The organism is Pseudomonas sp. AL10, from assembly GCF_029960685.1.
GTDB lineage: Bacteria > Pseudomonadota > Gammaproteobacteria > Pseudomonadales > Pseudomonadaceae > Aquipseudomonas > Aquipseudomonas lactis.
In genome coordinates this window covers 62,528-74,941 of the sequence record NZ_JASBQZ010000012.1, presented here as the reverse complement: position 1 = coordinate 74,941, position 12,414 = coordinate 62,528, and the positions used below count along the sequence as shown (strand labels likewise).

At 61.3% G+C, this 12,414-nt stretch carries 10 protein-coding genes; all 10 read right to left on the bottom strand.

Annotated elements, in window-relative coordinates; all coding sequences use genetic code 11:
• Positions 1 to 49: 49 nt before the first annotated feature.
• The 10 genes from QK296_RS14285 to arcA all read right to left on the bottom strand — a co-directional run bounded on the left by QK296_RS14285 (position 50) and on the right by arcA (position 12,410).
• Positions 50 to 271: a cold-shock protein gene (locus tag QK296_RS14285; RefSeq protein WP_014719702.1), complete on the bottom strand. Its 222-nt coding sequence runs from the start codon at positions 269 to 271 to the stop codon at positions 50 to 52.
• 393 nt (positions 272 to 664) lie between these two features.
• Complete coding sequence (gene gcvT / locus QK296_RS14280; RefSeq protein ID WP_003193832.1) at positions 665 to 1,789, bottom strand: glycine cleavage system aminomethyltransferase GcvT; 1,125 nt, start codon at positions 1,787 to 1,789, stop codon at positions 665 to 667.
• A 39-nt stretch (positions 1,790 to 1,828) separates the two neighbouring features.
• Positions 1,829 to 3,205, bottom strand: a complete 1,377-nt coding sequence (locus QK296_RS14275; RefSeq protein WP_003193829.1) for an L-serine ammonia-lyase — start codon at positions 3,203 to 3,205, stop codon at positions 1,829 to 1,831.
• A gap of 160 nt (positions 3,206 to 3,365) precedes the next feature.
• On the bottom strand, positions 3,366 to 6,203 hold the full coding sequence (gcvP, locus tag QK296_RS14270; protein ID WP_057710469.1) for an aminomethyl-transferring glycine dehydrogenase: 2,838 nt from the start codon (positions 6,201 to 6,203) through the stop codon (positions 3,366 to 3,368).
• Positions 6,204 to 6,213: 10 nt separating this feature from the next.
• On the bottom strand, positions 6,214 to 6,597 hold the full coding sequence (gcvH, locus tag QK296_RS14265; protein ID WP_003193826.1) for a glycine cleavage system protein GcvH: 384 nt from the start codon (positions 6,595 to 6,597) through the stop codon (positions 6,214 to 6,216).
• A 405-nt stretch (positions 6,598 to 7,002) separates the two neighbouring features.
• Positions 7,003 to 8,511: a sigma-54-dependent transcriptional regulator gene (locus tag QK296_RS14260; RefSeq protein WP_137203910.1), complete on the bottom strand. Its 1,509-nt coding sequence runs from the start codon at positions 8,509 to 8,511 to the stop codon at positions 7,003 to 7,005.
• A 172-nt stretch (positions 8,512 to 8,683) separates the two neighbouring features.
• Positions 8,684 to 9,046, bottom strand: a complete 363-nt coding sequence (locus QK296_RS14255) for a DUF5064 family protein (RefSeq protein ID WP_169913330.1) — start codon at positions 9,044 to 9,046, stop codon at positions 8,684 to 8,686.
• Positions 9,047 to 9,064: 18 nt separating this feature from the next.
• The gene (gene arcC, locus QK296_RS14250) at positions 9,065 to 9,994 is read right to left on the bottom strand and encodes a carbamate kinase (protein ID WP_003193819.1); all 930 of its coding nucleotides are present in this window, start codon (positions 9,992 to 9,994) and stop codon (positions 9,065 to 9,067) included.
• A 136-nt stretch (positions 9,995 to 10,130) separates the two neighbouring features.
• Positions 10,131 to 11,141 (bottom strand): ornithine carbamoyltransferase, encoded by a 1,011-nt coding sequence (locus QK296_RS14245; protein WP_003193818.1) that lies wholly within the window; start codon positions 11,139 to 11,141, stop codon positions 10,131 to 10,133.
• 12 nt (positions 11,142 to 11,153) lie between these two features.
• Positions 11,154 to 12,410, bottom strand: coding sequence for an arginine deiminase (arcA, locus tag QK296_RS14240; protein WP_014719694.1), 1,257 nt, complete (start codon positions 12,408 to 12,410; stop codon positions 11,154 to 11,156).
• Positions 12,411 to 12,414 lie beyond the last annotated feature (4 nt).

Genomic DNA, 12,414 nt, shown 5'->3' with positions numbered 1-12,414 from the left:
ATAAAAAAGCCCCTGATGTCATATCAGGGGCTTTTTGTCGCAGGAAGGATCAGCCTTCTGCTTGGACTTCGTCAGCCTGCAGGCCTTTCTGGCCTTGAACTGAAACGAAGGTCACCTTCTGGCCTTCCTTCAGGCTTTTGAAGCCGTTGCCCTGAATAGCGCGGAAATGCACGAACAGATCCGGGCCGCTTTCAGGAGTGATAAAACCAAAGCCTTTTTCGTCGTTGAACCACTTGACGGTACCGCTCTGACGTCCACCTTTATCCGACATTTTCTTCTTTCCTTTGACGCTAAAAATTAATGACAGCCCCTTTCAAACGAAAGAGTACTGGGCTGGGTTGCAGGAAAGTTAAGAGACGTCGAACGGGTTGTAGCAACTACTTCAGCTACTGCCCAGGTCCAGGTTCCAAGCGACCCATGCAAACACAGTGGAGGAACTCTACGCCAACTAATATGAAAAAAACAAGCCCTGGGGCAGGCCCCGATTTTGCTGGGTCTCATGACACTTTGTTGAATGTTCTGATACCGACTTATTCGATAGAGTTATTCACTTGTTATAGGGCGTTAGCTATAAAAATGCCTATCGTGAATGCACTGTTTTATGGCGGTTGCGTTACAGTTTAGTGCGCGTTAACGAAACCGCGTTACTTATAGAAACAGTCAATCAACCACGGTAGTAACGTTGCGGAACGAATGGCATTTTACTTACACGTAGCGGCACCTTTTTCCCACGTACCATTGCGCAAACTTCGGTATCCAATGCGACAAATGCGCTGTCCAGGTAACCCATCGCCAGCGGGCCGCCCAAGGTGGGGCCGAAGCCGCCGCTGCAGACGCTGCCGATCACGGTGCCCTGGGCATCGACGATTTCTGCGCCTTCACGCACCGGGGTGCGCTCCTGCGGCAGCAGGCCTATGCGTTTGCGGGCCACACCAGTTTGCTGCTGGGTGAAGATGCGGTCGGCGCCGGGGAAGCCGCCAGCCCGCGCGCCATCGGCACGCCGGGCCTTGGAGATCGCCCACAGCAGGCTGGCTTCAATTGGCGTGGTGTCGGTGTTCATGTCGTGGCCGTACAGGCATAGGCCGGCTTCCAGGCGCAGGGAATCGCGGGCGCCCAGGCCGATGGCCTGCACTTCGGTTTCGGCCAGCAGGCTGCGGGCCAGGCTCTCGGCATTGGCCGCCGGCACGGAGATTTCAAAGCCGTCTTCGCCGGTGTAGCCGGAGCGGCTGACGTAGCAGTCCACGCCCAGCAAACGCAGGGTGGCAAATTGCATGAAGGTCATCTGGGTGACTTCAGGGGCCAGGCGCGCCAATACTTTCACTGCCGCCGGGCCTTGCAGGGCCAGCAGGGCGCGTTCTTCGAACAGCGGTTCGATGGTGCATTGGTCGCCGATATGTGTGCGCAGGTGCGCCAGGTCCTGGTCCTTGCAGGCGGCGTTGACCACCAGGAACAACTCGTCGTTGCCCAGGTTGGCGACCATCAGGTCGTCGAGGATGCCGCCTTGCTCGTTGGTGAACATCGCATAGCGCTGCATGCCCACCGGCAGGTCGATGATATCGACGGGCACCAGGGTTTCCAGGGCCTTGGCCGCATTCGCGCCGGTGAGGCGGATCTGGCCCATGTGTGAAACGTCGAACAACCCGGCCTGTTCACGGGTGTGCAGGTGTTCTTTCATCACGCCCAAGGGGTACTGCACCGGCATGTCGTAGCCGGCGAAGGGCACCATGCGTGCGCCCAGTTCCAGGTGCAGGGCGTGCAGAGGAGTTTTCAACAGGGTTTCGGTGGACATATTCAGCTCCTGAAAAACGTGCCGACGCGCTTGTGGGCGTCAGCACTCGATAATGTTGACCGCCAAACCGCCACGGGCGGTTTCCTTGTATTTGCTTTTCATGTCGGCGCCGGTCTGGCGCATGGTGCGGATGACCTTGTCGAGGGACACAAAGTGTTGCCCGTCGCCACGCAGGGCCATGCGCACCGCATTGATCGCCTTCACCGAGCCCATGGCATTGCGCTCGATGCACGGCACCTGCACCAGCCCGCCAATCGGGTCGCAGGTCAGGCCGAGGTTGTGTTCCATGCCGATCTCGGCGGCGTTTTCCACTTGGGACACGCTGCCGCCCAGCACTTCGCAGAGTGCGCCTGCGGCCATGGAACAGGCCACGCCGACTTCGCCCTGGCACCCGACTTCGGCGCCTGAGATCGAAGCGTTTTCCTTGTACAAAATGCCGATGGCGGCGGCGGTGAGCAAAAAGCGCACCACGCCGTCTTCGTTCGCGCCGGGGATAAAACGCATGTAGTAATGCAGCACGGCGGGAATGATCCCGGCCGCACCGTTGGTGGGCGCGGTGACCACGCGCCCGCCATTGGCGTTTTCTTCGTTGACCGCCAGCGCATACAGGTTGACCCAGTCCAGCACTGAGAGCGGGTCGCGCAGCGCCGACTCGGGGTTCTTGCACAACTGCCGGTGCAAGGCCGCTGCCCGGCGCTTGACCTTCAAGCCTCCGGGCAAGATGCCTTCGTTGCGGCAGCCGGCATCGACGCAGTCCTGCATCACCTGCCAGATCTTCAACAACCCGCTGCGGGTTTCCGCTTCCGGGCGCCAGGCGCTTTCATTGGTCAGCATCACCTGGCTGATAGACAGGCCATAGGTGGTGCAATGGCCGAGCAAGTCCTTGGCGTGTTTGAACGGGAAGGTCAGGGGCGTGGCGTCTTCGACGATACGGTCGGCGCCCGCCGCGTCTTCATCCACCACGAAACCGCCACCGACCGAGTAATACTCGCGGCTGCGGATCTGGATGCCGACGGCGTCAAAGGCACGAAAAATCATGCCATTGGGATGGTAGGCAAGGGGCTTGCGAATCATCGCCAGGTGTTCTTTCTCGTTGAACGCAATGCTGTGTTCGCCGAGCAGGTTGAGGCGCCCGTCACTGCGCATCTGCGCCAGGCGTGCAGCCACGGTTTCGGTATTCACGGTGTCCGGGTGTTCGCCTTCCAGCCCCAGCAACACGGCCTTGTCGCTGCCGTGGCCTTTGCCGGTGGCGCCCAGCGACCCGTAGAGTTCCACCTTGATGCCGGTGGTAGCCTCCAACAGGTTGTCACGCTTGAGCCCCTCGACGAATCGAGCGGCGGCACGCATCGGGCCGACGGTGTGGGAACTGGAGGGGCCGATGCCAATCTTGAACAGGTCGAACACGCTAAGGGACATGGTTGTTCTCCGGTTTCTTATTATTTTCTGAGGTGGACTCGGCCAATGTGGGAGCCGGGCTTGCCCGCGATAGCGGTGGGTCAGACAACATCACTGTCGGCTGATACACCGCTATCGCAGGCAAGCCAGCTCCCACACTGGCCGCGTATCTCCCGTCAGATCAGGCGTAGCTCTCGATAGAAGGGCACGCACACACCAGGTTGCGATCGCCAAACACGTTGTCGACCCGGCCAACCGGCGGCCAGTACTTGCCTTCGATCAACGACGCCACCGGGTACACCGCTTGTTCACGGCTGTAAGGGTGGCTCCATTCGCCCACCAGTTCCGCTGCCGTGTGCGGCGCGTTCTTGAGGGGGTTGTCGTCTTTGTCGAGGGTGCCGTTTTCTACCGCGCGGATTTCTTCGCGGATGGCGATCATGGCGTCGCAGAAGCGGTCCAGTTCTTCCTTGGATTCACTTTCGGTCGGCTCGATCATCAAGGTGCCGGCCACCGGGAACGACATGGTCGGCGCGTGGAAACCAAAATCGATCAGGCGCTTGGCCACGTCGTCCACGCTGATGCCGCTGCTGTCTTTCAACGGGCGCAAATCCAGGATGCATTCGTGGGCCACCAGACCATTGCTGCCGGTGTACAGCACCGGGTAATGCTCTTCCAGGCGACGGGAAATGTAGTTGGCATTCAGGATCGCCAACTGCGACGCACGCTTGAGGCCGGCGCCGCCCATCATGCTGATGTACATCCAGGTGATCGGCAAAATGCTCGCGCTGCCGAACGGCGCGGCGCACACCGCGCCCTCTTTGCGCTCCATGGCCGCGTGGCCGGGCAGGAATGGCGTGAGGTGCGACTTGACGCCAATCGGGCCAACGCCTGGGCCGCCACCGCCGTGGGGGATGCAGAAGGTTTTGTGCAGGTTCAGGTGGGACACATCGCCGCCGAACTTGCCTGGCGCGCACAGGCCAACCATCGCGTTCATGTTGGCGCCGTCGATGTACACCTGGCCGCCGTTGTCATGAATGATCCCGCAGATTTCGCGGATACCTTCCTCGAACACGCCGTGGGTGGACGGGTAGGTGATCATCAGCGCAGCGAGGTGCTCGCGGTGCTCGATGGCCTTGGCGCGCAGGTCTTCGATGTCGACGTTGCCGCGCGCGTCGCAAGCGGTCACCACCACGCGCATGCCGGCCATGTTGGCGGTGGCAGGGTTGGTGCCGTGGGCTGACGACGGGATCAGGCAGATGTCGCGACGTGCTTCGCCACGGCTCTGGTGATAGGCGCGGATGGCCAACAGGCCCGCGTACTCACCTTGGGAGCCGGCGTTCGGCTGCAGGGAGATCGCGTCATAACCGGTGGCCGCGCAGAGCATGGCTTCCAGTTCGCTGGTCAGTTGCTGGTAGCCGGCGCTTTGCGCGGCGGGGGCGAATGGGTGCAGGGCACCGAATTCGGCCCAGGTCACCGGGATCATTTCGCTGGCGGCGTTGAGCTTCATGGTGCACGAGCCCAGCGGGATCATGGTGCGGTCCAGGGCCAGGTCTTTGTCGGCCAGCTTGCGCAGGTAGCGCATCAGCTCGGTTTCCGAGTGGTAGCGATTGAAGACCGGGTGGCTGAGGATCGGCGATTGGCGCAGCAATGCGCTCGGCAGGGTGCTGTCGGTGGCAGCAAAGGCCGGCAGGTTTTTGCCGTCGGCGAAGATCGCCCACAAGGCCTCAATATCGGCCTGGGTGGTGGTTTCGTCGACCGACAAGCCAACGCGCTCGCCGTCTACTACACGCAGGTTGATGCGCTGGGCGCGGGCCTTGTCGTGCAGGGCGGCAGTGTGAGCGCCGGTGTGGATTGTCAGGGTGTCGAAGAAGTGTGCCTGCTCGACGTTCTGGCCCAGGGCCGTCAAGCCCTTGGCCAGGATCGCGGTCAGCTGGTGAATGCGCTGGGCGATCTGGGTCAGGCCTTTGGGGCCGTGGTACACGGCGTACATGCTGGCGATGTTGGCCAGCAGCACTTGGGCGGTGCAGATGTTGCTGGTGGCTTTCTCGCGGCGGATATGTTGCTCGCGGGTCTGCATGGCCAGGCGCAGGGCCGGCTTGCCGAAGCGGTCTACCGACACACCGACCAGACGGCCTGGCATGTCGCGCTTGAACGCATCCTTGGTGGAGAAGTACGCGGCGTGTGGGCCACCGAAGCCCAGTGGCACGCCAAAGCGTTGTGCGCTGCCAATGGCCACGTCGGCGCCGAATTCGCCCGGCGGCGTCAGCAGGGTCAGGGCCATCAGGTCGGCGGCCACGGCGACCAGTGCGTTGGCGGCGTGGAAGCGTTCGGTCAGTTCGCGATAGTCGAACACGTCGCCGTTGCTGGCCGGGTATTGCAGCAGCGCGCCGAAGAACGGGCTGACGTCGGTCAGTTCACGCTCATCGCCGACCACCACATCGATGCCCAAAGGTTCAGCACGGGTGCGCAATACGTCGAGGGTTTGCGGGTGGCTGTGCACCGACGCGAAGAACGCGTGGCTGCCTTTGTTCTTGCTCAGGCGCTTGCAGAAGGTCATGGCTTCAGCAGCGGCGGTGGCTTCGTCAAGCAGGGAGGCGTTGGCAATCGGCAGGCCGGTGAGGTCGCTGATCAGGGTCTGGAAGTTCAGCAGGGCTTCCAGGCGGCCTTGGGAAATCTCGGGTTGATACGGCGTGTAGGCGGTGTACCAGGCCGGGTTTTCCAGCAGGTTGCGCAGGATCGGCGACGGCGTGTGGCAGTTGTAATAGCCCTGGCCGATGTAGGTCTTGAACAGTTGGTTCTGGCTGGCGATGGCCTTGATCTTGGCCAGGGCCTGGGCTTCGCTCAGGCCGTCTTCCAGGCCGAGTACGCTGGTGCCCTTGATGCTTTCCGGGATCACGCTGGCGCTTAGCGCTTCGAGGGAATCAAACCCCAGGCTGGCGAGCATTTGCTGCTCATCTTCCTGGCGCGGGCCGATGTGGCGGGCGATGAATTCGTTGGCGGTGGTCAGATTAACGGTCATGGCGCGCTCCTCAGGCTTCAGCGTTGGCTTTGATCAGGCGGTCGTACGCATCCTGATCCAACAGCTTAGCCACTGCATCGGCATCGGCGGGTTTAAAGCGGAAGAACCAGCCTTCGCCCATCGGGTCTTCGTTGACCAGTTCCGGGCTGGCATCAAGCTTGTCGTTGACTTCCAGGACTTCACCGTCCAACGGCATGTACACACCGCTGGCGGCTTTTACCGACTCAACGGTGGAGGCTTCGGCGCCCTTTTCGTAAGCCTGCAACTCCGGCAGTTGCACGAAAACCACATCACCCAGCGCGTTCTGCGCAAACGCGGTGATACCCACGGTGACGCTGCCATCGGCTTCGGCGCGCAGCCATTCGTGATCTTCAGTGAAACGCAACTCGCTCATGGAAACTCCTCAGGGCCAGAATCGTCTGGTGGACGGGATTGGAATAATGAGGAGTTGCTTAGCAATATCGCGGCCAACGTTATTAAATCGTTATAGATCAATGGGTTAATAAATTCGGCGAAAAGGTTGGCTGAGGACGCTGTAGCGATTTCGCTACAGTCCGGTGGGTGAAAAAAAGCCTATGTGGATCAAAGCCTTGCATGGCGCGCAAAAAACAGGGTTGTAGCGATATCGTTACGCTGTAGCGCTTTCAGTACACTGAATGTCGTTCCCAGACCAAATCTGGATTGCGCCTTTGTGGGAGCTGGCTTGCCTGCGATGGCGGTCTACCCGTCACTAAGGAGCTGGATGACCCACCGCTATCGCAGGCAAGCCAGCTCCCACAGTTGAACCGCGTTTATTCCGTCAGGGCTTGTTGGGAATGCCGTACTTGCGCAGGCGGTGGGCGATCGCCGTGTGGGAGGTTTGCAAGCGGCTGGCCAGTTGGCGGGTCGAGGGGTAGCGGCTGTAGAGGCTTTCCAGCAGGCTGCGCTCGAAATCTTCCACGGCCTGTTCCAGGCTGTCGACTTCGCCATCGCTCTGGCGCGCCACGGAGGTGCCGGCGATGTCCAGGTCGCCGATGTCCACAAGGCTGCTTTCGCAGATGGCGGCAGCGCGGAAAATCACGTTTTGCAACTGCCGTACGTTGCCCGGCCAGTGGTTGCCCAGCAGGGCAGGATAGGTACCCGGCGCCAGGCGGCAGACCGGGCGCTGGATCTGCGCGCAGGCTTGCTGCATGAAGTAGCGCGCCAGCAGGAGGATGTCCTGGCCGCGTTCACGCAAGGGCGGCACGGCGACGTTGAGCACGTTGAGGCGGTAGAACAAGTCTTCGCGAAAGGTGCCTTCGCTGACCATTTTTTCCAGGTCGCGGTGGGTGGCGCTGAGGATGCGCACATTGACCTTCACTTCGCGGTCGCCACCCACGCGGCGAAAGCTGCCGTCATTGAGAAAACGCAGCAGTTTGGCTTGCAGGTACGGCGACATTTCACCGATCTCATCGAGGAACACCGTGCCCTGGTTGGCCAGCTCCATCAGCCCCGGTTTGCCACCGCGTTGCGCGCCGGTAAAGGCGCCAGGCGCATAGCCGAACAATTCACTTTCGGCGAGATTTTCCGGCAGTGCCGCGCAGTTCAATGCCAGAAACGGCGCACTGTGACGCGCACTGATGGCGTGGCAGGCGCGGGCCACCAGTTCTTTGCCGGTACCGGTTTCGCCCTGGATCAGCAGCGGTGCATCCAGCGCCGCCACCCGTTGCGCCCGAGCCTTGAGCGTGCGGATCGCCGGGGACTCGCCCAGCAGCGCATCAAACCCTTCGGCATGGTCATGGTGCAGCGCAGACAGTTGTTCGCCGATGCGGTTGGGTTGGTAAAGGGTGAGCAGGGCGCCGGCGTCGGTGATCGGCGTGGCGCCCAGTAGCAAGGTCTGGCCGTTCACGCTGATCTCGCGCAGCGGCAATCGAAAGCCCTGCTCCAGCAGGGTCTCCAGCAAGGCCGCGTCATCGAACAGCTCGGTGATGCTTTCGCCGGCTGGTTCACGGCCGTACAAGGCGATCAATGCCGGGTTGGCCAGCAGGATCTTGCCGGCGCTGTCCAGGGCCAGTACCGGGTCGGTCATGGCCGCCAGCAGGGCGTCGAGTTGCAAGTGGCGGCGCTGGCCCGGAAGAATGTCGACGACCTTTACCGCTTGCACGCCGTGCACGCTGAACAACGCGTCGCGCAGCTCTTCGAGCACGTCGGCGCTGAGGGTTGGCGCGTCGATATAGACGTTGGGCGGCACCATCTCCACCGCATCCAGATTGAGATTGCGCCCACCGAGCAAGGCCAGGACTTCCTGGGTGATGCCGACGCGGTCGATGAAGCTGACGTGGATACGCATGGGGCGGATCTTGATTCTGAAGTGCCGAGGGTGGCCAGTATGCCTTGGAGCCGGTGGAGATCAAAATGTGGGAGCTGGCTTGCCTGCGATGGCGGTGGGTCAGTTACCGAGAATATCGTCTGACAGGTCGCTATCGCAGGCAAGCCAGCTCCCACATTCGATTGGGGGCAGGTTATTCCAGATGTTCGGGTTTGACCGGGTCGCCGGATTTCATACCCAACTGCTGGCGCACATCCTCAAACATCAGATCGTAATGCTTGTGTTGTGAACCAACGCTGCTATGGGTCTTGGGAATGCCGTACTTTTCAACAATCTTAGTCACATTGCTGGCGAAGTTGTAGGCCTGGTCCTTGGGCAGGAAAAAGGTTTCCTTCATGTCCTTGCCCTGGATGCTGCCATGCAGGGTGAACTGCATGCCTTTGCCTTCGCGCTCATGCGTGAAGACTTCGTAGTCCAGGCACAGGTCGTAGCTGACATCGTCCTTGTTCAGCGCGTGTCGCTCGATATGCAGGTGGCCGGGTTCAAAGATAGCCATAGGCGTTTCTCCTCAACTTCACAGGTAGGTGATGCCAGGTTTGGCCGTGCTGATGCGCGTGCCGGCGCTGCCCTGGACGATGGCTTCGATGTCCGAGAGTGAACCGATCACCGCGGTTTTGCCAGTCTGGCGGGCGAACTCGCAGGCGGCTTGGACCTTGGGGCCCATGGAGCCGGCGGCGAAGCCGAGTTTTTCCATATCGTCGGGGTGGGCCTGGCCGATGGCCTTCTGGGTGGGCTTGCCGAAGTCGATAAAGGCGGCGTTGACGTCGGTGGCGATCACCAGCAAATCGGCCTCCAGTTGCGTGGCCAGCAAGGAAGAACACAAGTCTTTGTCGATCACCGCTTCAATGCCGCGCAGCTTGCCGTCTTCGCCATACATGGTGGGGATGCCGCCACCACCGGCGCAGATCACGATGGCTTTTTTCTCCAGCAGCCACTTGATCGGGCGAATTTCAAAGATGCGTTTGGGACGCGGGCTGGCGACTACACGGCGGTATTTGTCGCCGTCGGGCGCGATGGCCCAACCTTTTTCGGCGGCGAGCTTCTCGGCTTCGGCTTTGGGGTACACAGGGCCGATAGGCTTGGTGGGGTTCTGGAAGGCCGGGTCCTTGGCGTCGACTTCGACCTGGGTGAGCAGGGTGGCGAACGGCACTTCGAAGTCCAGCAGGTTGCCCAGTTCCTGTTCGATGATGTAGCCGATCATGCCCTCGGTCTCGGCGCCCAGCACGTCCAGCGGGTAAGGCGAGACGCTGGTGTAGGCCGCCGCCTGCAATGACAGCAGGCCGACTTGCGGGCCATTGCCGTGGGCGATCACCAGCTCGTTGCCGGGGTGGATCTTGGCGATCTGTTCGGTGGCGATACGGATATTGGCCCGTTGATTGTCTGCGGTCATGGGTTCACCACGACGCAGGAGGGCGTTGCCGCCCAGGGCTACGACGATGCGCATACAGAATGTCCTTCTAGAATGATCGTTCCCACGCTCTGCGTGGGAATGCCTCACCGGACGCTCTGCGTCCGCTCTTGTGGCGCAGAGCGCCACTGGCTGCATTCCCACGCGGAGCGTGGGAACGATCAGAGTGGGGTTAGATGTCTGCCAACGCCGACACCAGAATCGCCTTGATGGTATGCATGCGGTTTTCCGCCTGCTCGAAGGCGATATTGGCCGGCGACTCAAACACCTCTTCGGTCACTTCCACGCCATTGGCCAGGTGCGGATAGCGCGCTGCGATGTCCTTGCCGACCTTGGTTTCACTGTTGTGGAACGCCGGCAGGCAATGCATGAATTTCACCCGAGGGTTGCCCGAGGCTTTCATCATCTTGGCGTTGACCTGGTACGGCAGCAGTTGCTCGATGCGCTCGTCCCACGCTTCCACCGGTTCGCCCATGGACACCCAGATATCGGTGTGGATGAAGTCCACGCCCTTCACGGCCTCTGCAGGGTCTTCGGTGATGGTGATGCGTGCGCCGCTTTCCTCGGCAAAGGCCTGGCACTCTTTGATGAAATCTTCATGGGGCCACAGCGCTTTCGGCGCGCCGATGCGCACGTCCATGCCGAGCTTGGCGCCGATCATCAGCAGCGAGTTGCCCATGTTGTAGCGCGCGTCCCCCAGGTACGCGTAGCTGATGTCATGCAGCGGCTTGTCGCTGTGTTCGCGCATGGTCAGGGTGTCGGCGATCATCTGGGTCGGGTGGAATTCGGCGGTGAGGCCGTTGAACACCGGCACGCCCGCAAACTTGGCCAGCTCTTCGACGATTTCCTGTTCAAAGCCACGGTATTCAATGGCATCGAACATCCGGCCCAATACGCGGGCGGTGTCTTTCATGCTTTCTTTGTGGCCGATCTGCGACGACACTGGGTCGATATAGGTGACGTGGGCGCCTTGGTCATGGGCCGCGACTTCGAAGGCACAGCGAGTGCGGGTCGAGGTTTTTTCGAAGATCAGCGCGATGTTCTTGCCCTGCAAGTGCGGGCGCTCGGTGCCGGTGTATTTGGCACGCTTGAGGTCGCGGGACAGGTCCAGCAGGTAATGCAGCTCGCGGGTGGTGTGGTGCATCAGCGACAGCAGGCTGCGGTTGCGCATATTGAAAGCCATGATGGAATCTCCTTAATAGTCGATAGGGTCGCGGATGATCGGGCAGGTCATGCAGTGGCCGCCGCCACGGCCACGGCCGAGTTCACCGGCGCTGATGGTGATGACTTCCACACCGGCTTTGCGCAGCAAGGTGTTGGTGTAGGTGTTGCGGTCGTAGCCAATCACCACGCCCGGTTCCACTGCCACCACGTTGTTGCCGTCATCCCATTGCTCGCGTTCGGCGGCGAAGCTGTTGCCGCCGGTCTCGACCACGCGCAGGGCCTTGAGGTTGAGGGCTGCGGCCACGGTTTCGAGGAAGTTGGTTTTCTCGCGCTGAATGTCGATGCCGTGGGGCTTGCTCTCGTCAGGGCGCAGGGTGAACGGCACGATCTGGTTGACCACTTCGGGGAAGACGGTGACCAGGTCGCGGTCGCAGAAGCTGAACACGGTGTCCAGGTGCATCGCCGCGCGGGATTTGGGCAGGCCGGCAACGATGACGCGTTCCACGGCTTTGTTCTGGAACAGGTTGCGCGCCAGTTGGCCGATGGCCTGGTGGGACGAGCGCTCGCCCATGCCGATCAACACCACGCCGTTGCCAATCGGCATCACGTCGCCGCCTTCGAGCGTCGCGGCGCCATGTTCCTGGTCGGGGTCGCCGTACCAGATCTGGAAGTCCGCGTTGGTGAACTCAGGGTGGAATTTGTAGATGGCGCTGGTCAGCAGGGTTTCCTGACGTCGCGCCGGCCAGTACATCGGGTTGAGCGTCACGCCGCCGTAGATCCAGCAGGTGGTGTCGCGGGTGAACTGGGTGTTGGGCAGCGGCGGTAGGATGAAGCTGGCGTGGCCGAGAAAATCGCGGAACATCTCGATGGTCTTGCCACCGAAGCTGCTCGGCAGGTCGTCGGCCGATACGCCGCCAATCAGGTACTCACTGATTTTGCGCGGCTCCAGGCTGCGCAGCCACGAGCCAACTTCATCGACCAGGCCCAGGCCTACCGTGTTGGCGGTGATCTTGCGCTCCAGGATCCAGTCCAGCGCTTCGGGGTTGGCGACGATGTCGGTGAGCAGGTTGTGCATTTCCAGCACATCAATGTCCCGCTCGCGCATCTTGGTGACGAAGTCGAAGTGGTCGCGCTTGGCCTGGGCCACCCATAGCACGTCATCGAACAGCAGCTCGTCGCAGTTGTTGGGGGTCAGCCGCTGGTGGGCCAAACCTGGGGAGCACACCATGACTTTGCGCAGTTTGCCGGCTTCGGAATGTACGCCGTACTTCACTTTTTCCGTGGTCATTACA

Coding starts and splice junctions, on each gene's coding strand:
- gcvT (WP_003193832.1), bottom strand. CDS start 1,789: ATGTCCACCGAAACCCTGTTGAAAACTCCTCTGCACGCCCTGCACCTG.
- QK296_RS14275 (WP_003193829.1), bottom strand. CDS start 3,205: ATGTCCCTTAGCGTGTTCGACCTGTTCAAGATTGGCATCGGCCCCTCC.
- QK296_RS14245 (WP_003193818.1), bottom strand. CDS start 11,141: ATGGCTTTCAATATGCGCAACCGCAGCCTGCTGTCGCTGATGCACCAC.
- gcvH (WP_003193826.1), bottom strand. CDS start 6,597: ATGAGCGAGTTGCGTTTCACTGAAGATCACGAATGGCTGCGCGCCGAA.
- QK296_RS14260 (WP_137203910.1), bottom strand. CDS start 8,511: ATGCGTATCCACGTCAGCTTCATCGACCGCGTCGGCATCACCCAGGAA.
- arcC (WP_003193819.1), bottom strand. CDS start 9,994: ATGCGCATCGTCGTAGCCCTGGGCGGCAACGCCCTCCTGCGTCGTGGT.
- gcvP (WP_057710469.1), bottom strand. CDS start 6,203: ATGACCGTTAATCTGACCACCGCCAACGAATTCATCGCCCGCCACATC.
- arcA (WP_014719694.1), bottom strand. CDS start 12,410: ATGACCACGGAAAAAGTGAAGTACGGCGTACATTCCGAAGCCGGCAAA.
- QK296_RS14285 (WP_014719702.1), bottom strand. CDS start 271: ATGTCGGATAAAGGTGGACGTCAGAGCGGTACCGTCAAGTGGTTCAAC.
- QK296_RS14255 (WP_169913330.1), bottom strand. CDS start 9,046: ATGGCTATCTTTGAACCCGGCCACCTGCATATCGAGCGACACGCGCTG.